The 17,981-nt window shown below is 66.6% G+C and carries 18 protein-coding genes; 14 read left to right on the top strand and 4 right to left on the bottom strand.

All coding sequences use genetic code 11. From position 1 onward, the window contains the following. Positions 1–66: 66 nt before the first annotated feature. Both FDT80_RS06895 and FDT80_RS06890 read right to left on the bottom strand, forming a co-directional pair. A complete protein-coding gene (locus FDT80_RS06895) occupies positions 67–981 on the bottom strand; it encodes a LysR family transcriptional regulator (protein WP_138661447.1) in 915 nt (304 codons plus the stop codon). Beyond that, a complete protein-coding gene (locus tag FDT80_RS06890; RefSeq protein ID WP_138661446.1) occupies positions 978–1,589 on the bottom strand; it encodes a 2-hydroxychromene-2-carboxylate isomerase in 612 nt (203 codons plus the stop codon). Before FDT80_RS06890 ends, FDT80_RS06895 begins: the two co-directional genes overlap by 4 nt. 158 nt (positions 1,590–1,747) lie before the next feature. On the opposite strand from FDT80_RS06890, the gene FDT80_RS06885 reads away from it, so the two are divergent. The 8 genes from FDT80_RS06885 (at position 1,748) to FDT80_RS06850 (ending at position 8,796) form a co-directional block, all read left to right on the top strand. Further along, on the top strand, positions 1,748–2,983 hold the full coding sequence (locus FDT80_RS06885; RefSeq protein ID WP_138661816.1) for an acyl-CoA dehydrogenase family protein: 1,236 nt from the start codon (positions 1,748–1,750) through the stop codon (positions 2,981–2,983). 69 nt (positions 2,984–3,052) lie between these two features. After that, positions 3,053–3,595 (top strand): sigma-70 family RNA polymerase sigma factor, encoded by a 543-nt coding sequence (locus FDT80_RS06880; RefSeq protein WP_138661445.1) that lies wholly within the window; start codon positions 3,053–3,055, stop codon positions 3,593–3,595. After that, positions 3,592–4,287: an anti-sigma factor gene (locus FDT80_RS06875; protein ID WP_138661444.1), complete on the top strand. Its 696-nt coding sequence runs from the start codon at positions 3,592–3,594 to the stop codon at positions 4,285–4,287. The genes FDT80_RS06880 and FDT80_RS06875 overlap by 4 nt, the downstream gene beginning before the upstream one ends. 126 nt (positions 4,288–4,413) lie before the next feature. Then, positions 4,414–4,965 carry a fasciclin domain-containing protein gene (locus FDT80_RS06870; protein ID WP_138661443.1) on the top strand — a complete coding sequence of 184 codons (552 nt, stop codon included), beginning with the start codon at positions 4,414–4,416 and terminating at the stop codon, positions 4,963–4,965. A gap of 240 nt (positions 4,966–5,205) precedes the next feature. Then, positions 5,206–5,589 (top strand): DoxX family protein, encoded by a 384-nt coding sequence (locus tag FDT80_RS06865; RefSeq protein ID WP_138661442.1) that lies wholly within the window; start codon positions 5,206–5,208, stop codon positions 5,587–5,589. A gap of 80 nt (positions 5,590–5,669) precedes the next feature. Continuing rightward, on the top strand, positions 5,670–6,650 hold the full coding sequence (locus FDT80_RS06860; RefSeq protein ID WP_138661441.1) for a membrane dipeptidase: 981 nt from the start codon (positions 5,670–5,672) through the stop codon (positions 6,648–6,650). After that, the gene (locus FDT80_RS06855; RefSeq protein ID WP_138661440.1) at positions 6,647–8,299 is read left to right on the top strand and encodes a hypothetical protein; all 1,653 of its coding nucleotides are present in this window, start codon (positions 6,647–6,649) and stop codon (positions 8,297–8,299) included. The genes FDT80_RS06860 and FDT80_RS06855 overlap by 4 nt, the downstream gene beginning before the upstream one ends. Next, positions 8,296–8,796: a hypothetical protein gene (locus FDT80_RS06850; RefSeq protein WP_138661439.1), complete on the top strand. Its 501-nt coding sequence runs from the start codon at positions 8,296–8,298 to the stop codon at positions 8,794–8,796. The genes FDT80_RS06855 and FDT80_RS06850 overlap by 4 nt, the downstream gene beginning before the upstream one ends. Before the next feature lie 15 nt (positions 8,797–8,811). Here the strand turns inward: FDT80_RS06850 and truA are convergent, their stop codons facing one another. Next, positions 8,812–9,588: a tRNA pseudouridine(38-40) synthase TruA gene (gene truA, locus FDT80_RS06845; RefSeq protein ID WP_138661438.1), complete on the bottom strand. Its 777-nt coding sequence runs from the start codon at positions 9,586–9,588 to the stop codon at positions 8,812–8,814. A 125-nt stretch (positions 9,589–9,713) separates the two neighbouring features. On the opposite strand from truA, the gene FDT80_RS06840 reads away from it, so the two are divergent. The 6 genes from FDT80_RS06840 (at position 9,714) to FDT80_RS06815 (ending at position 17,255) form a co-directional block, all read left to right on the top strand. Then, on the top strand, positions 9,714–11,129 hold the full coding sequence (locus tag FDT80_RS06840; RefSeq protein ID WP_170311803.1) for a YcjX family GTP-binding protein: 1,416 nt from the start codon (positions 9,714–9,716) through the stop codon (positions 11,127–11,129). A 26-nt stretch (positions 11,130–11,155) separates the two neighbouring features. Continuing rightward, positions 11,156–11,587, top strand: coding sequence for a GNAT family N-acetyltransferase (locus FDT80_RS06835; RefSeq protein ID WP_425471968.1), 432 nt, complete (start codon positions 11,156–11,158; stop codon positions 11,585–11,587). Continuing rightward, on the top strand, positions 11,587–12,591 hold the full coding sequence (locus FDT80_RS06830) for a YcjF family protein (protein WP_138661436.1): 1,005 nt from the start codon (positions 11,587–11,589) through the stop codon (positions 12,589–12,591). Before FDT80_RS06835 ends, FDT80_RS06830 begins: the two co-directional genes overlap by 1 nt. A 307-nt stretch (positions 12,592–12,898) precedes the next feature. Further along, complete coding sequence (ileS, locus tag FDT80_RS06825; RefSeq protein WP_138661435.1) at positions 12,899–15,814, top strand: isoleucine--tRNA ligase; 2,916 nt, start codon at positions 12,899–12,901, stop codon at positions 15,812–15,814. A gap of 102 nt (positions 15,815–15,916) precedes the next feature. After that, positions 15,917–16,372: a methylated-DNA--[protein]-cysteine S-methyltransferase gene (locus tag FDT80_RS06820; RefSeq protein WP_138661434.1), complete on the top strand. Its 456-nt coding sequence runs from the start codon at positions 15,917–15,919 to the stop codon at positions 16,370–16,372. Positions 16,373–16,418: 46 nt separating this feature from the next. Further along, a complete protein-coding gene (locus FDT80_RS06815; RefSeq protein ID WP_138661433.1) occupies positions 16,419–17,255 on the top strand; it encodes a DMT family transporter in 837 nt (278 codons plus the stop codon). Here the strand turns inward: FDT80_RS06815 and FDT80_RS06810 are convergent. Continuing rightward, the gene (locus FDT80_RS06810) at positions 17,252–17,947 is read right to left on the bottom strand and encodes a CDP-alcohol phosphatidyltransferase family protein (protein ID WP_138661432.1); all 696 of its coding nucleotides are present in this window, start codon (positions 17,945–17,947) and stop codon (positions 17,252–17,254) included. The two genes, FDT80_RS06815 and FDT80_RS06810, sit on opposite strands and share 4 nt — an antisense overlap. Between the last annotated feature and the right edge of the window lie 34 nt (positions 17,948–17,981).

Below are 17,981 nucleotides of genomic sequence, written 5' to 3'. Positions count from 1 at the left end.
GCTGTCTCCAGGCAGCCTAGCGCGGGCCACAGCATCACGTCTAATCGCTTTCTTCGATCCGGAGGATCAGGATTTGTTATCTTGCGACGTGCCGTAGCGGCCCGCCGACTGCGCCGCCACGGTGGCCGCTTCGGCCACGAAGGCGGCCGCGCGCTCCGCGTCATAGCGCGCGGCAAAGCGCAGGGGCGCCGGGCTCCAGTCATAGGACAACGGGACCAGCCGCCCGGCGGACACCGCATCCGCGACCATCGCGCGCGGCAGGCACGCAACGCCAAAGCCATCCTGCACCATCTGAAGGCACGCGGCGAGGTTGCTGGATGGCACCAGCCGTGCGCCGGGGTGGCGGGCGGCGGCGACATGGGCGGCCAACTGGTCATAGGGCAGGGTGCCGCGCGCGTGCGTCAGGATGGGATGGGCCAGCAATTCTGACATGCTCAGCGGAACACCCGGCGTCAGCGGGATTTGCACGCCCGCCACCCAGACCATCGGATAGGCCCCCAGATCGACCATGCCACCGATCGCGCGCGAAAACGGCCCGCTTTGAAAGGCAAGGTCAAGGTGGCGGTCAAACAGCGCGGTGCTGAGGTTCGCCGACAGATCCACGGTCAGTTCCACCAGCACCTGCGGGTAACGCCGCTTGAGCGCCTTGAGGAAATCGCCCAGCCAGGTGTGCACGATCATTTCCGTCACCCCGAGCCGCAGAACCCCCTGCACCAGAGCGGTGTCGCCCAGTGCGCCGACCATGTCCTCCACGCCGCGCAGAACATGGCGTGCCGGACCGAGCAGCGCCCGGCCCTTGGCCGTCAGCCGGACCGATCCGGCGTCGCGCGTCATCAAGACGGCACCCAACGCGGATTCCAGCGCGGCGATCCGGGCGGAGATGTTGGGCTGCGTCGTGTTGAGCTGATCCGCCGCGCGGCGAAAGCTGCCCAGATCGGCGACCCGCACGAAGGCTTCGACCTGCTTGAGCGTCACGGTCACGGAGCAAAGGGCCGCGCCAGCGCGCGGGCCACCAGATCGAGCCGGTCCTGACCATAGAACATATCGCCATCCACGATATAGGTGGGCGAGCCGAAGACGTTGAGCGCGATCGCCTTGTCCGTGTTCGCGGCATGGCGCGCCTGCACCGCGCCGGACGTTGCCGCCCGCAACAGCGCATCGGCGTCGCCGCAAGTGACATGGGCCAGTGGCAGCAAGGTTCCGGCATCGGCGATGTCCGCGTCGTCGCGCCAATGCGCCTGCAGGATCGCCCGGCTGAGCGCGCAGGCATCCGCGCCGGCATCCTGCGCCGCGATGATCAGCCCGTTGGCCAGCGCCAGCGGGTTGTCGTGATGGGTGGGGCGGTGCCGCAGGATCGGCAGGCCGCGATATTCGGCCCATCGGACGAGCTCGCGGCCAAAGAAATGGTCGATGTGCGCCTGGCTGCGGGCATCGAATGGCGGTGCGCCCGCCGCCCGCAGGACCGGCAGAAAATCAAACGGGCGGTGGACGACCCTTGCGCCCGCCTCTGTCGCGACACCGGCCAGCCGCCATGCCCCCAGATAGGCATAGGCGGAATGGGCGGAATAGAAATATTCGATGGTTTTCATGCAGGCACGCTGTGGCGCGGCGCGGGGGCTGTCAATGGCTATCCTGCGACCCGCCGGCGCGCCCCGGCGGAAAGCGATGGACAAGCCCGCGCGTTGCCGCCACCCTGCGCGCAAAGGGCCCGGCGCGGCCCATGGACCGTACAGAGGGAGAGGCCGATATGGACATGAATTTCGGAATGCGCGACGAGAACCGCAAGCTGCTGGACCGGGTGGCCGCGATGGTCCGCGACGAGATCATGCCGATGGAGGCGGAGTATCAGGCCGAGGTCAACACCGGCGATCGCTGGACCTTTACCGAGCGGCAGACCGAAATCCTCGAAACACTGAAGGCCAAGGCCAGGGCCGAGGGGCTCTGGAACTTCTGGCTGACCGACAGCGACAAGGGCTTTGGCCTCAGCACGGTCGAATACGCTTATTTCGCCGAGGAGATGGGCAAGACGCCGCTTGGCGCGGAGGTATTCAACTGTTCGGCCCCCGACACCGGCAACATGGAGGTGTTCGAGCGCTACGGCACCGACGAGATGAAGGACACCTGGCTGGCGCGCCTTTTGCAGGGTGAAATCCGGTCCGCCTATCTGATGACGGAACCGGACGTGGCCTCTTCCGACGCGACCAATATCCGCATGTCCTGCGTGCGCGACGGCGACGACTATGTGCTCAACGGGGAAAAGTGGTGGGCGTCGGGCGCGGGCGATCCGCGGTGCAAGGTCTATATCGTCATGGTCAAGACCGGGGGCGATGACCAGCCCAAGCACAAGCGCCAGTCGATGATCGTTGTGCCTGCGGGCAGCGAAGGCATCGAGGTGCTGCGCCCGATGCAGGTCTATGGCCACGACGACGCGCCGCACGGGCACATGCATATCCGGTTCACGGATGTGCGGGTGCCGGCGGACAACCTTTTGCTGGGCGAGGGGCGCGGTTTCGAGATCAGCCAGGGCCGGCTTGGGCCCGGCCGCATCCACCACTGCATGCGCGCGATCGGACAGGCGGAAAGCGCGCTGGCGCTGATGTGCAAGCGCAGCCTCGAACGCGAAGCCTTCGGCAAGCCGCTGGCGCAGCTTGGCGCGAACTTCGACATCATCGCGGAATGCCGGATGGAGATCGAAATGGCGCGGCTCCTGTGCCTCAAGGCCGCGTGGTACATGGATCAGGGCGATGCACGGGCCGCCGCGCCGTGGATCAGCCAGGTCAAGGTGGTCGCGCCGCGCGTCGCGCTGAAGGTGATCGACGAAGCGGTGCAGATGCACGGCGGGCAGGGGATTTCGCAGGATACGCCGCTGGCTATCGCCTGGACCCACCAGCGCACGCTGCGGCTGGCGGATGGTCCGGACGCCGTGCACCGCCGCCAGGTCGCCCGTGCAGAGCTGCGCAAACACACGCAACAGCCCATTTGACAAACATTGCCGGCGCGTCATTTAGTGATGCGGTCGGTGCGGGTTTTCGACGAGTGCTAAGAGGGTGATATGGATCGCGACCGGATTGAAACGCTGATTGCGCGGGTGGCCTTGAATGACCGCGCGGCGTTCGATCAACTTTATGATGCGGTTTCCGCGAAACTTTTTGGCGTCTGCCTGCGTGTCTTGACCAATCGAGCCGCAGCAGAGGACGCAATGCAGGATACGTTTGTCAAAATCTGGAACAACGCAGAGCGTTACTCGGCCAATGGGCTGAGCCCGATGACATGGCTGATCACGATCGCGCGCAATACCTCGATCGACAGGCTGCGTGCGCGCAAGTCCGGCAATACCGATCTTGACAGTGTCCAGACGGAACTGGTGGCCTCCGGTCCGACGCCCGAACAGGCCAGCATCGCCCGGTCCGAGGCGGGACGGCTGGTCAATTGCCTCGATGAATTGCCGCAAGATCGCGGCTCCGCCATTCGCGGTGCCTATCTCGACGGTCAAAGCTATGCCGATCTGGCGGAACGCTTCAACGTTCCGCTCAACACCATGCGCACCTGGCTGCGCCGTGGGTTGATGGCCCTGCGGGAGTGCATGGCCCAATGAGCGATACATCCACTCCCCGCGAGGACGACAATGCATTGGCCGCGGAATACGCGCTGGGCCTGACGCCTGCGGCGGAATTCGTCGATACGCGGCGTCGTGCCGCCACCGATCCTGCGTTTGCCGCGCATGTGGCGATGTGGCACGAACGGCTGGTGGCCATGACCGATGACATCGCGCCGGTCACGCCACCCGCCCGCGTCAAACGCGACGTGTTCGGGCGGCTGTTCCGGCCCGCGCGCGTGCCATTGCTGCAGCGCGTCTGGCTGTGGCAGGGCATCAGCATCGCCGCGATCGCGCTGGCGGCTGTGCTGGGCTATGGGCAACTGACCCAGGCACCGACACCCGACGCGGTGCGCGCGCCGGTCTATGCCACCCAACTGACCGGTGCGGATGGTGCGTTGCAGGTGCTGGCCGTCTATGATCCCACGCGCGGCGATCTTGCGCTCAGCCGTACATCGGGCGCCGCGCGTCCGGGCCGCGCGCTCGAGCTTTGGGCGATTGCACCCGACCAAGCGCCCGTGTCGTTGGGCGTGCTGCCTGACGCCGCCACCACGCGGGTGGTTCTGCCATCGGCGCTGGCGGCGATCGCCGGGCAGCTGACGCTTGCCATCAGCGACGAGCCGCCGGGCGGATCGACAACCGGTGCGCCCACCGGCGATGTTCTGGCCGCGTCACCTGTTACCGAACTGTAACACGCTGAAAGCCTTAGGAAAAAAGTTTCCGATAATTTTTTGGAAATGCTGAAACTCTGATCCGCCGACGCCCGTGTCTTCCTCAGACCCACCCGCAAAGGGAGGGACATCCAATTGGAGGACGACATGACAGTATTCCGCAGTTTCACCGCCCTGGTTTTGTCCACGGCATTGGGCACGACCGCGATGGCCGCCAATCCGATGGTCGGCGGCGCCGCGATGTTCGAGGAAAAGAACATTGTCGAGAACGCGGTGAACTCCGCCGATCACACGACGCTGGTTGCCGCGGTCAAGGCCGCTGGCCTTGTTGACACGCTGGCAGGTCCCGGTCCCTTTACCGTGTTCGCGCCGGTCAACGCGGCCTTTGCAGCATTGCCCGATGGCACGGTCGAGACACTGCTCAAGCCCGAAAACAAGGATCTTCTGGTCAAGGTGCTGACCGCGCACGTGGTGCCGGGCGACTGGTCGGCGGCCACCATCGCGGCCAAGGCGAATGCCTCGCCCGACGGGTTCTACCATTTCAAGGCCGTGTCCGGCGATGCGCTCTCGGCCCAGGTCAAGGGGCGCAACGTCTATATCTATGACGAAAGCGGCAACGCCGCCCGCGTGACGATCGCGGATGTCGACCAATCCAACGGTGTCATCCACGTAGTGGATGGCGTCCTTGTCCCGAAATAACGAGTGCGCGGATGGGGGTATCCCCCGTCCGGGTAATGAGTGACCGGTGGGCCGGAGCGTGTTCGTGCGTCGGCCCACCGCGTTTCAGGTGCTCGATCTTCCGAAGCCCTGGTCCCGAGTTTGGTAACGAGTATTCTGTTTTCCCGACCTTGGTCGGCTGTTCGACCCAGGCCCCGCGCCGGGCGGGCGACCTGGCTGTTGCCATCCCCGTCTTGGCCGTTTTCGACAGGTGGTACTCGCATGCAGTTTCCCGCAGACTTGCTCATGTGGATCGGTCGGGCCTGCCTTGCGATGCTGTTCGCGGCGGGCGCGGTGCAGAAAATGGTCGATCCTTCCGCTGCGGGCGGGTTGTTGGTCGCCTGGTCCTTGCCCGCGTGGCTGGTCTGGCCGGCGGCTGTGGCCAACGCCGCCGGGGCGGTGGCCCTGCTTTTTGGTCTGTGGTTGTCGCCCGTCGCACTGGCGCTGGCGATTTATTGCATGGTGACAAGCCTGTTCCACTTTATCCCTTCTGATCCATGGCAGATGTCGATATTTGTCAAGAATTGGGCCATATCCGGGGGGCTTTTATGTCTGTCCGCGCATGAAAGTATCAGACACCCCAAGGATCCGCCTGCGTCCGGGTGATCCCCCGGCGTGTCGTGCCAGTGGGAATAGCGTCGCATTTTGCGTTGCGCAGCCGCATCTCGCGTTCCACAGTCGGTCAGATGACCGCACCCTTGATCGACAATCTGCAATACGCAAACTTTTCGCCCGCGATCTTTGAACAGATGCGCGCGGGCGGGGTGGATGCGGTGCATGTCACGATCGCTTATCACGAAAGCTTTCGTGAAATGGTGCTGAACCTCGAACAGTGGAACCGCTGGTTCGAACGGTATCCGGACCTGATCTTTCGCGGGCTGACCGGCGAGGATGTCGTGCGCGCGCAGGCCACCGAGCGCACGGCGATCTTTTTCGGATTCCAGACACCCAACCCCATCGGCGACGATATCGGTCTGGTCGAGATCTGCCACCAGCTTGGCGTGCGTTTCATGCAACTGAGCTATAACAACCAATCGCTGCTGGCGACGGGATGCTACGAAGACGAGGACCCCGGCCTGACGCGGATGGGCAAGCAGGTGGTGGCCGAGATGAACCGTGTCGGCATGGTGATCGACATGTCCCATTCGGCCGAACGGTCGACGCGCGAGGCGATAGATCTGTCCGCGCGCCCGATCGCCATCACCCATGCCAATCCGCATTGGTGGCATGCCGCGCTGCGCAACAAATCCGACGCGGTGCTGCGCGCGCTGACCGATCGGGGCGGGATGCTTGGGTTTTCGCTCTATCCGCATCATCTTGCCGGCGGCAGCGCCTGCACGCTCGACGATTTCTGCCAGATGGTCGCGCAGGCCGCGGACCGCTATGGCGCACGGCACCTCGGTCTGGGCAGCGACTTGTGCCAGGATCAGCCCGACAGCGTGGTGGAATGGATGCGCGTCGGGCGCTGGTCCAAAGTCATCGACTATGGCGAGGGATCGGCGGCACAGGCCGGTTTTCCGCCTATGCCGGAGTGGTTTCGCGACAACCGCGATTTCGGCACGGTGCGCGCCGGCCTGCTGGATGCCGCGCTGAGCGTGGCGGACGTGGATGGGATCATGGGCGGCAACTGGCACCGCTTCTACGCAGAAAGTTTCGGCCCGGCATGAAGGACGCGGCGACACCGGGGCAGATGCCCTTGCGTCCGCCCGGACAGGTGATGCGACTGGCGCGGATGGGGTCGATGTTTCCGACGCGAATTTCGTTCCTGCGCACCCTGATGCGCCGGCTTGGCGCCGAGCGGGCCCAGGTCACCTGCCACCGATGGCAGATGTGCCCCGAAGGCTTTGGCCACGCCGTGTTCCGCGTCGATCTTGGCGGCCATGTCTATTCGCTGGTTGCCGTGTCCTCCGATCTTCCGCCGGAGGCGCGGACCGACCGCGTGATCGCAACCGCCTGGGACACGGCCTATGTACTGTATGACGGCGTTCCCTGCGAAAAGGAGGTCGCGCGGATCTGTGCCGCCGCTCCGCTGCAAGAGGCCGCGCGCTTTACCGAACGCGATTTGGTGCTCAGCCGGGCGAATAAATCCGTTCGGCTTTTTTCGCATGTGACCAACAGCTTGCGCGCCGGTGTTCAACCGGACGAGGCGCTGGTGCGCGATATCGGATACCTGATGCGCACGACGGCGGTCTACGGCAATGGCAAGTTCGGGATCGCGGACCGGGCCTGCATCGACACGCGCCCCGGGCTCGAAGGGCCGTTCATGGCCGAGATGCTGACCGTCTGGCTTATCCGGCATTTCACCCATGCGCTGGCCGAACACGTGGGGCGCGGGCCGCTGGACCGGCGGATCAAGCGTCACCTCGGGATCGGCAACTCCACCGGGTTGGGTATGGCGCCGTTCCTGGTGACGCACCCGGTGTTGCTCAACAACTGGATGATGGCGCGCGAAACGGCGCTGGCCCGCGTGCGCGCGCTGCCGCGTCTGACCGTGGACGAGGCACGCAGGCTGCACGGACTGGCGCAGCGCGCGGCGACGCACCTGGCGGAATGGATCGTGCCCGACGCGGCGCACCAGGCGCGCATCGACGCGCTGCGCCGCGACTGGGAACAGGCCCGCGCCTGGCTCGATCCCGCGCACCTGCGGGGCGATCACCCCCTCGACGCGGCGATCCGGGGCACGGCGCAGAGCAGCCTCGACGTGCAGGAGCTGATGGTCGCGCTGGTGATCGAACCCTTCGGTGATCTGGTGGACGGGCTGGCCGAGTGCATGGCCGATCCCTTCGGGCCGATGGTCTTGCCGGTGCAGGATGCCGCGACGCTCCGCCGGCGGATCGAGGCGGAGTTCGCATGGGCGTTGGACACCGATTACGAGCGCGCCGAACACGCGCGGCAGTTCTGGTACGTCAGCGCGGCCAAGCAGGAGCCACGGCTTGGCGATCGCTTCGAGGAGCCGGGCGCGGAGCGTGAGAGCCCCCTGGATATTGCGCGCCGGATCAAGGCCTTGCACGGCGACCTTGACGCGGGAGACGAGCCCTTGCCGGAGCTTTTGGCGCGCGTGCCCGACCATGCGCTGGCGGTTGAGCGGGTGCTGATGGCCGCGCGCTATCCCTATGCCGAGATCCGTGACAACCTGATCGCGGCGGACTGTCTGCCGATCGACATGCTGCGCTGCAAACTGTCGTTTTTCGGCGCGTCCAAGTTCGATCCCAAATCCGACCGCTGGACGCGGATCACGCTGTGTCAGGGCGCGCCGCTGGCGGACGAGCTGGCCACGCGCGCCGATGACTGGTGGCTGCCGGTCTATGGCGGATGAGCTGGTCGATGACCGAATGGGCGGCGCTGGCGGCCAAGGCGGCGCGCGGTGCGGGCGCCCCGCCGGCGCAGGCGCAGGCCTTTGGCCGCGCGGCGGCGCAACACCTGGCGCAGGGCCGCGCGGCCGAGGATCTGGCGCGCGCCCTTGGCGCCCTGCCGGGCGGGCCGATCCTGTCGCTGCCGCCGGCCCTGATCGCGGCGCAGGTCGATGCCGGGACCGGACTACAGACCACCCTGGCCGCCCCGGACGGTCCGGCGCTGGCTCAAAGCTATGTTGAGGGCCTGCCGTGGCGGGTCACGGTCCTGAGGGCGGAGGGCGGGACGCTTTGCTTTGCCCTCGACACCGGCACGCCTGCGCCGCGCGCGACCCCGGCGCGCCTGACCCCGCCGCCCGCATTGGTCAAGCGGATGGAGGCATTGGCGGAGCGCACATTCGTGCCGGAAACCGACGCTTCGCGGCAGCGCGGCGCGGGCGCGGGGCTGACCGACAGCGACTAGGGCCGCGGAACAGCGTCAAAAGGATGGGGTAAAAGGATCGTCGTCATAGTCCACACCGGCAAGATACAGGCCCTCCGGCGGGCACACCGGGCCGCAGGCCGGACGGGCGCGCGCCGCCAGGGCCCGGCCGACATCCGACACCGACCACGACCCCGCACCCACGCGCTCCAGCGTGCCCACGAAGCTGCGGACCTGATTGTGCAGGAACGATCGCGCGCGCACGTCGAAATGCACCTCGGTGCCATGCGGGGTCTCGACCGCCGTCACATCCAGCCGGTCCAACGTTTTGACCGGGCTGTCGGCCTGGCAGATGGTGGAGCGGAAGGTGGTGAAATCGTGCTTGCCGACCAACAGGGCAGCGGCCTTTTGCATGGCGGCCACGTCCAGCGGTTGCTTGACCTGCCAGACGCGCCCGGCGTCAAGCGTCGCGGGCGCGCGGCGGGTCAGGATGCGAAACAGATACCGCCGCTGGCGGGCGGAAAACCGCGCGTGCCAATCCCCGGCCACGGGCGCGCAGGCGACGATGGCCACCGGCGCGGGTTTCAGGTGATAGTTCAGCGCCTCGGACAGCCGGAAGGGCGTCCAGTCGCCCTGCATGTCGCAATGCGCGACCTGCGCCAGCGCGTGGACACCCGCATCGGTGCGCCCGGCGGCGGCGATGGTGTGGGCGCGGGGCTCCAGCCGGGCCAGCGCGTCCTCGATCGCGCCCTGCACGGTGGTCTGGTCCTTCTGGCGTTGCCATCCGGCGAATGGCGCGCCGTGGTATTCGATTTTCAGGGCGTATCGTGGCATGCCGCAGGCCCTAACCTGCGGTGTGGCATCGCGCAATACCCGCGGGCCAATTCGGCGCCGGCACTGGCATGGCGCTGCGGGGCGGCTTATGTAGGCAGTCATTGCAAGGATAAGGCGGGCCAGCTTTGGTGATTTCAGCCCTCGCGGACACGGTTCTGCGGCAGATTGAAAATGTGCAGGACACGGTGTCCGAGACCCTGTTTGAGCAGGTGATCCGCCTGGGCGTGACGGGGCTGGCACGGTCGGGCAAGACGGTGTTCATCACCTCGCTCGTGGCGAATCTGCTGGACCGGGGTCGGATGCCGCACCTGCTGGCCGCGTCCGAAGGCCGGATCGAGGCGGCGTTCCTGCAACCGCAGCCCGACGACACGATCCCGCGCTTTGACTATGAGCATCATCTGGCCACGCTGACCGCACGCACCCCGAGTTGGCCCGAGAGCACCCGCGCGGTGTCGGAACTGCGCCTGTCGCTGCGGGTTCGGCGCGGCGGGCTTCTGGCCGGGCTGCAGGGGCCGCGCACGGTGCATCTCGACATCGTGGACTATCCCGGCGAATGGCTGCTGGATCTGGCGCTGCTGGACAAAGGCTATGACGACTGGTCGGCCGAGGTGCTGGAGCGGATCGCCGCACGCGCGGAGGCCGATGCTTACCGCGCGTTGGTGGAACGAACCGATCCGGCCGCCCCGCTGGAGGAGCCGCAGGCCAAGGCGCTGGCGGCGGGGTTCACCGCTTACCTGACGGCGGCGCGCGACGCGGGCTATTACGATTGCACGCCGGGGCGGTTTTTGCTGCCCGGCGATCTGGCAGGGTCGCCGGTGTTGACCTTTGCGCCGCTGCCGGGGCAGGGCGATGGCCCGCGCAAGTCGCTCCGCCGCGAAATGGCGCGCCGGTTCGAGGCCTACAAGCGCGAGGTGGTCAAACCGTTCTTTCGCGAACATTTCGCCCGGATCGACCGCCAGGTCGTGCTGGTCGATGCATTGGGCGCCATCCACAAGGGCCCCCGCGCGGTCGAGGACATGCGAGGCGCGATGGCCGATCTTCTCGCGGCGTTCCGGCCCGGTCGCAACGCGTTCCTGACGCAGCTTTTCCAGGGGCGGCGTGTGGAACGGATCCTGTTTGCCGCGACCAAGGCCGATCACCTGCATCACAGCCAGCACCGCCAGTTGACCGCCATCATGCAGGCCCTGGTGCGCGGCGCCGAGGACCGGGCGCGGTTTGCCGGGGCAGAAACGGCCGCCATGTCCATCGCATCGCTGCGCGCCACCACCGAAGACACGCTGACCCATGACGGCGAGACGCTGGAGGTCGTGCGCGGCACGCTGCTCGAGACCGGCAAGCAGGCGGCGTTCTATCCCGGCGCGCTGCCCGAGGACCCGTCGCATCTGTTGTCTCCGGCGCGGGCGGGCGCGGCGGAATGGCTTGACGCGGATTTCAGCGTCATGCGGTTTGCGCCTGCGCCGCTGACGCTGCGGCCCGGCGACGGGCCACCGCACATCCGGCTGGACAAGGCCGCGCAGTTCTTGCTGGGGGATCGGTTGTGACGGGCGTCGCCGCGGGGGTCCGGATCTTGCCTGCGCGACCTCTTGACGCGGGGGCCGTGGGCGATGTGCTGTCTTGTGCCAATGACGCGTTGCCATGGCTGCCGCGGATACACAGCCGCGCCGAAGAGGTGATGTTCGCGGGGGACATGATCGACGCCGGATGGGTCCATGTCGCGCGGCAAGGCCCCGAGATCGTAGGCTTCATGGCGCGGGCCCGCACCGAAATCCATGCCCTGTACCTTGCCCCGGGCGCGCAGGGGCTGGGCATCGGGCGCGCGTTGTTGTCGCAGGCCAAGACCGCCTGCGACCGGCTGGGCCTGTGGAGTTACCAGGCCAACGCCCGGGCCGCGCGGTTCTACGCCCGCGCCGGGTTTGCCGAGGTCGCGCGCACCGATGGGGCGGGCAACGACGCGCGCCTGCCCGACATCCGCTTTGAATGGGCGCGAAAGGACATCTGATGGCCAAGGGCCCGGTTTTGATCGATCTCGATGACACGGCGCCGCAGCGTCAGACCGTGGCCGAGGCGCCGCCGGTGCCCGATTCGGACGGGACCGTGCCGCGCGGCCAGGCGATGCAGGTGGCCGCAACGCTGGCCGCGCGCCGTGCCTCGCCGCTGGTCCGGTGGTTCTGGGCGGCGCTGACGGCGCTGGTGGGCGCGGTTGTGGCGATTGCGGCCTGGGATTTCGTGACCGGGCTTTTGGCGCGCAATCCGCTGCTGGGCGCCGTTGTGACGGGGTTGATCGCGGCGGTTCTGCTGCTGCTCGCGGCGCTTGGACTGCGCGAATTGGCGGCCTTTGGCCGGCTTGGGCGTCTGGACGGGCTGCGCCATGATGCGGGCGATGCACTGGCGCGCGATGACCTGGGGGCCGCGCGTGCGGTGACGGACCGTCTGGTCGCGCTTTACAAGGGGCGCGAGGACACCCGCTGGGGCCGCGACCGGCTGGCCGATCTGCGGGGCGATCAGCTGGACGCCTCGGGTCTGCTGGGATTGGCGGAGGTCGAGGTTCTGGGCCCGCTGGACCAGGCCGCGCGCCGCGAGGTCGAGGCGGCGGCCCGTCAGGTGGCCACGGTGACGGCGCTGGTGCCGCTGGCGCTGGCGGATGTGGCCGCGGCGCTGACCGCGAATTTGCGGATGATCCGGCGCATCGCGGAGGTCTATGGCGGCCGGTCCGGTTTTTTCGGCAGTTGGCGGCTGACCCGCGCGGTGCTGTCGCATCTTGTCGCGACCGGCGCGGTGGCCGTGGGTGACGACATGCTCGAGCCGATCCTTGGCGGGTCGATCATCGGCAAGTTGAGCCGCCGTTTCGGCGAGGGGCTGGTCAATGGGGCGCTGACGGCGCGCGTGGGCGTGGCCGCGATCGAGGTGTGCCGCCCGCTGCCATTTGTGCGCGCCGCGCGACCGAAGGTGCGCGACATCATCAAGCGCAGCCTGACCGGGCTGTTCGGCGGGTCGAAACCCTGACAACGACGGTGCAGGCGAGCGCCGCGGGGCGGATATCACCGCGGCGGTGCATCGCCTGCCGGGCCGGGCGGAATGGGGGGCCAGCCCCCCAGACCCCCCGCGGTATTTTCGTCCATTTGGAAGCGGAACGGGGTCTTGCCGTGTCGGGGGGGCGTGCTTATAAGCGCTGGCATGACACGCGCAGTCGCGATCATCATTCGAATTATATCCCCGGCGCTCTGACCACCAGACGCCGGGCCAAGGTGTTTGAGCCGCTCGCACCGACCGCATTTCCCTTTCATACGACCCCATCCGAAGGACGCCCCGCATGTGCGCCGATACGACCGATACGAGCCAGACGCTTGATTACAAATCCACGCTGAACCTGCCAAAGACCGATTTTCCGATGCGCGCGGGCCTGCCCAAGCGCGAGCCCGAGTGGCTGGCGCGGTGGGAGCGGATCGGCGTTTACGAGCGGCTGCGCGAGAAAGAGGGGCGCACGCCCTTTACCCTGCATGACGGCCCGCCCTACGCCAACGGACATCTGCACATCGGGCACGCGCTGAACAAGATCCTCAAGGACATGGTGGTGCGCAGCCACCAGATGATGGGCCGCGACGCGCGCTATATCCCCGGCTGGGATTGTCACGGTTTGCCGATCGAATGGAAGATCGAGGAGCAATACCGTGCCAAGGGGCAGGACAAGGACGCGGTCAGCATTGTCGATTTCCGGCAGGAATGCCGCAAGTTCGCCGAAGGCTGGGTCGATATCCAGCGCGAGGAATTCAAGCGGCTGGGGATCACCGGCTGCTGGGACCGGCCGTATCTGACGATGGATTTCCACGCCGAGCGGGTGATCGCCGAGGAGTTCCAGAAGTTCCTGATGAACGGGGTGCTGTACCAGGGATCCAAGCCGGTGATGTGGTCGCCGGTGGAAAAGACCGCACTGGCCGAGGCGGAGGTGGAGTATCACGATCGCCAGACCGATGCGATCTGGGTGCGGTTTCCGGTGCGCGAGGCGGCTGGCGATCTGGCGGATGCTACTGTGCTGATCTGGACGACGACGCCCTGGACGATCCCGCAGAACCGCGCGATCTGCTTTGGGCCGGGGATCTCTTATGGTCTTTTTGAGGTGCAGAAGACGCCTGATGAATGCTGGGCCAAGGTCGGTGAAACACTGCTGGTTGCCGATGCGCTGGCCGAGGGTGTCTTCGATCAGGCGCGCGTCGGGATGGCGGGCGTGAGCCGATTGCGCGACGTGAGTGCGGAGGAATTGGCGGGCGTGACCTGCGCGCATCCGCTTGCCGGGGCCGAGGGCGCGGATGGCGAATGGGATTTCGCCGTGCGCCTGTTCCCCGGCGATCACGTCACCGACGACGCGGGCACGGGCTTTGTGCACACGGCGCCCAGTCATGGCGACGACGACTACCAGATCGGGCTCAAGCATGGGCTCGAGATGACGTTCAACATTCTCGACGACAGTTCCTTTCGCGACGATTTGCCGTTCTTTGGCGGTGAGCGGGTGATCAAGGAAAACGGCAAGCCCGGCGGCGCCAGCAAGGCCGTGATCGAAAAGCTGAAGGCGTTGGACGCGCTGATCGCGATGAAGCGCATCACCATCTCGGACGCGCATAGCTGGCGGTCGAAGGCACCGGTGATCCGCCTGAACCGGCCCCAGTGGTTCGCCGCCATCGACCGGCCCGTGGGCGACGGTCAGGACGACTATGGCACCACGATCCGCGAGCGCGCGCTGCGGTCGATCGACGAGTTGGTCACGTGGACCCCGCGCACCGGGCGCAACCGGCTGTATTCGATGATCGAGGCGCGGCCCGACTGGGTGTTGTCGCGCCAGCGTGCCTGGGGCGTGCCGCTGACCTGCTTTACCAAGGTGGGCGCCAAGCCGTCGGACGACGATTTCCTGCTGCGCAACGCCGAGGTCAACGCCCGCATCGTCGAGGTGTTCGAGGCCGAGGGCGCGGATGCGTGGTACAAGGATGGCGCGAAGGAGCGGTTCCTGAGCGGGATCGTCGATGTGGACGCCTATGACCAGGTGATGGACATCCTCGATGTGTGGTTCGACAGCGGTTCGACCCACGCCTTTACCCTGCGCGACCGCGAGGACGGATCCGAGGACGGCATGGCGGATCTGTACCTGGAGGGTACGGACCAGCATCGCGGCTGGTTTCATTCGTCGATGCTGCAAGCGTGCGGCACGATCGGTCATGCGCCCTACAGGGGGGTTCTGACGCATGGTTTCACGCTGGACGAGAAGGGCATGAAGATGTCCAAATCCGTCGGCAACATCATCGCGCCGGACAAGATCGTGCAGCAATACGGTGCCGACATCCTGCGGCTTTGGGTGGCGCAGACCGATTTCACCATCGACCAGCGGATCGGGCCGGAGATCCTCAAGGGTGTGGCCGACGGCTATCGCCGTTTGCGCAACACGATGCGCTACATGCTGGGGTCGCTGAATGATTTCAGCGAGGCGGACCGCATGGACCCTGCCGATATGCCGGAGCTTGAGCGCTGGGTCCTGCACCGGCTGGCGGAGTTGGATCGCACCGTGCGCGAGGGCTATGCCAGATACGATTTCCAGGGCGTGTTCCAGGCGGTCTTTACCTTTGCCACCGTCGATCTGAGCGCGTTCTACTTCGACGTGCGCAAGGATGCGCTGTATTGCGATGGCGATACGGTGCAACGCCGCGCGGCGCGTACGGTGCTGGACCTGCTGTTCCACCGGCTGACGACCTGGCTGGCGCCGGTGCTGACCTTCACGATGGAGGAAGTCTGGCTGGAGCGGTTCCCGGGCGAGGACAGCTCGGTGCATCTGGTGGATATCCCCGAGACCCCCGAGGCCTGGCGCGCGCCCGATCTGGCGGCGAAATGGGCCGGCGTGCGGGCGGCGCGGCGCGTGGTGACCGCGGCGCTCGAGGTGGCGCGGGTCGACAAGGTCATCGGTGCTTCGCTGGAGGCGGCCCCGGTTGTCCATGTGGAGGATGCGGACCTGCGCGCGGCGCTCATGGCGCTGCCGTTCGAGGATATCTGCATCACCTCGCAGATCACGGTGAGCGATGCGCCCGCGCCCCCGGAGGCCTACCGCCTGCCGGAGACACCGGGCGTGGCGGTGGTGTTCGCCAAGGCGAGCGGCGAGAAATGCGCGCGCTGCTGGAAGGTGCTGCCCGATGTGGGCACTCATGCGCACCCGGGCGTCTGCGGGCGCTGCGACAGCGCGATGTCGTGATCGCCAACGATAAAGGCGGGGCGCCCGCGCCCCGCCCTGGCCGCGGCCCATTGCGCAGCAATCGGATTGCGCGGCGGGCGCTTTGCCTGCAAATATCGCCTTATGGCACAGTGTAGCGTTTCAACGCGATTTGGCGATCTGACCCTGACCGAAGAAGACGGCGCGATCACCGCGTTGCGTTGGGGCAGGGCTGCACAGCAGGATGACACGCCACTGCTGGCCCGCGCGGCCCTTCAACTGGCGGAATACGACGCGGGCGTGCGCATAAAATTCGACCTGCCGCTGCGTGTCGCGGGCAGCGCGCTGCAACGCGATGTCTGTGCCGCGATCCTGGCGATCCCCTTTGGCCATACCCGGACCTATGGCGACATCGCGCGCGATCTGGGCGTGCCCGCACAGGCGGTCGGGCAGGCCTGCGGCGGCAACCCCATCCCGATCGTGATCCCCTGTCACCGCGTGATGGGCGCCAAGGGGCTGACCGGGTTTTCCGGCGCGGGCGGGATCGAAACCAAAGTGGCGCTTTTGCGCCACGAAGGGGCGGCGGGTTTGCTGATCTGACCCGCCATGCGATTGACCGCTGCGGCCATCTGCGTCACCCAGACGCATGAGCCTTTTCGTCTTTTTCTCCGTCTTGGGCGCCGCCTTGCTGCACGCGATGTGGAATGCCGTGATCAAGAGCGGGGTCGCCAAGATGCGCGGCATGCTGATCATGACGCTGGTGCAAGGCGGAGTGGGCGGTCTGATCCTCTGCACGCAGCCCTTGCCCGAAGGCGAAGTCTGGCTCTGGCTGCTGGCCTCGGGCGTGTTCCACTCGGGCTACAAGCTGTTTCTCGCCTTCGCCTACGAGAATGGCGATCTGAGCCGGGTCTATCCCATCGCGCGGGGGGCGGCGCCGATGCTGGTTCTGGGCGTGGGGGCGGTGATCCTGGCGGACCAGATCACAACCTTTGAATACCTCGGCGTCCTGCTTTTGGGCGTGGGCATCGCGATGATGGCCGCCGGCGCACTGGCCCGCCGCGAGGATCGGCGCCTCATTCCGCTGGCGCTGGGCTCGGCCGCGATGACGGCGGGGTATTCGCTGGTCGATGGGATGGGCGCGCGGGTGTCGGGCAATGCGACGGCCTATGTGGCGTGGCTTTTCGTCTTCGATGCGGTGCTTTTCACGCCGATCGCCATTGCGCTCAAGGGGCGCGCGCTGACCGGGGCAAGCCTGCGCGACTGGTGCTATGGCGGTCTTGCGGCGGCGGCGTCCTACGGGGCCTATGCCATCGCGGTCTGGGCGATGACGCAGGCGCCCATCGCGCTGGTCGCGGCATTGCGCGAGACGTCGATCCTGTTTGCCGTGACGATCGGCTGGCTGGCCTTCGGCGAACGGATGGACGCGGTCAAGGGCGCAGCCGCGGTATTGATCGTGGGAGGCGTCGTCCTGACCCGGATCTAGCCGCCGCGGATGGGAATGATCTGCTGCGCGACACCGGCAAAAACCAGGTAGACCGAGGTCACGATCAGCCCCATATGCGCCCAGCTGTCGGGGTGGAAGTTGCCCCAGGCGGCCCAGCCCGCAAAGATCGTCCAGGCAAGGGCGGCGGGCAGGGTCACCGCGCGCCAGCGTTCGGTGCGCACGGGATGCACGAATTTCAGCGGCAGAAACATTGCCACGGCCAAGGCGGTGACGAGTGCGAGGCTGACCCAGAAGTTCGGTTCGAGCGCGAAGATCACCAGCACGACCATGTTCCAGCAGCCCGGAAAGCCGGAAAAGGAGTTGTCCTTGGTCTTCATCCGGGTGTCGGCGAAATACATCGCGCTGGCAAAGGTGATGACGATGATCGCGAACCAGCCGGTCCAGCCATCCATCAGGCCGGATTTGAACAGGGCAAAGGCGGGGATGAAGACATAGGTCAGGTAGTCGATGATCAGGTCCAGCAACACGCCATCGAATTCGGGCGCGTTGGCTCCGACGTCGTATTTGCGCGCCAGCGGCCCATCGACGCCATCGACGGCAAAGGCCACCATGAGCCACAGGAACATCAGATCCCATTCGGCATCGACCGCCGCCAGCATCGCCAGCATGGCAAAAACGGCGCCGGTGGCGGTAAGAAGGTGAACGAGCAAGGCGCGCATCTGAATGGTCATGGGCGCTTCATGGCGCAGCTTTGCACGGGATGCA

This window comes from Sulfitobacter sabulilitoris, assembly GCF_005887615.1.
GTDB lineage: Bacteria > Pseudomonadota > Alphaproteobacteria > Rhodobacterales > Rhodobacteraceae > Sulfitobacter_E > Sulfitobacter_E sabulilitoris.
Note: the sequence above shows the minus strand (reverse complement) of the source record. Positions and strands in the feature narration are given on the sequence as shown.

Excerpts from the sequence above, each read along its gene's own strand:
- FDT80_RS06890 (WP_138661446.1), bottom strand. The coding sequence starts at position 1,589 with ATGAAAACCATCGAATATTTCTATTCCGCCCATTCCGCCTATGCCTAT.
- FDT80_RS06885 (WP_138661816.1), top strand. The coding sequence starts at position 1,748 with ATGGACATGAATTTCGGAATGCGCGACGAGAACCGCAAGCTGCTGGAC.
- FDT80_RS06880 (WP_138661445.1), top strand. The coding sequence starts at position 3,053 with ATGGATCGCGACCGGATTGAAACGCTGATTGCGCGGGTGGCCTTGAAT.
- FDT80_RS06875 (WP_138661444.1), top strand. The coding sequence starts at position 3,592 with ATGAGCGATACATCCACTCCCCGCGAGGACGACAATGCATTGGCCGCG.
- FDT80_RS06870 (WP_138661443.1), top strand. The coding sequence starts at position 4,414 with ATGACAGTATTCCGCAGTTTCACCGCCCTGGTTTTGTCCACGGCATTG.
- FDT80_RS06865 (WP_138661442.1), top strand. The coding sequence starts at position 5,206 with ATGCAGTTTCCCGCAGACTTGCTCATGTGGATCGGTCGGGCCTGCCTT.
- FDT80_RS06860 (WP_138661441.1), top strand. The coding sequence starts at position 5,670 with ATGACCGCACCCTTGATCGACAATCTGCAATACGCAAACTTTTCGCCC.
- FDT80_RS06855 (WP_138661440.1), top strand. The coding sequence starts at position 6,647 with ATGAAGGACGCGGCGACACCGGGGCAGATGCCCTTGCGTCCGCCCGGA.
- FDT80_RS06850 (WP_138661439.1), top strand. The coding sequence starts at position 8,296 with ATGAGCTGGTCGATGACCGAATGGGCGGCGCTGGCGGCCAAGGCGGCG.
- truA (WP_138661438.1), bottom strand. The coding sequence starts at position 9,588 with ATGCCACGATACGCCCTGAAAATCGAATACCACGGCGCGCCATTCGCC.
- FDT80_RS06830 (WP_138661436.1), top strand. The coding sequence starts at position 11,587 with ATGGCCAAGGGCCCGGTTTTGATCGATCTCGATGACACGGCGCCGCAG.
- ileS (WP_138661435.1), top strand. The coding sequence starts at position 12,899 with ATGTGCGCCGATACGACCGATACGAGCCAGACGCTTGATTACAAATCC.
- FDT80_RS06820 (WP_138661434.1), top strand. The coding sequence starts at position 15,917 with ATGGCACAGTGTAGCGTTTCAACGCGATTTGGCGATCTGACCCTGACC.
- FDT80_RS06815 (WP_138661433.1), top strand. The coding sequence starts at position 16,419 with ATGAGCCTTTTCGTCTTTTTCTCCGTCTTGGGCGCCGCCTTGCTGCAC.
- FDT80_RS06810 (WP_138661432.1), bottom strand. The coding sequence starts at position 17,947 with ATGACCATTCAGATGCGCGCCTTGCTCGTTCACCTTCTTACCGCCACC.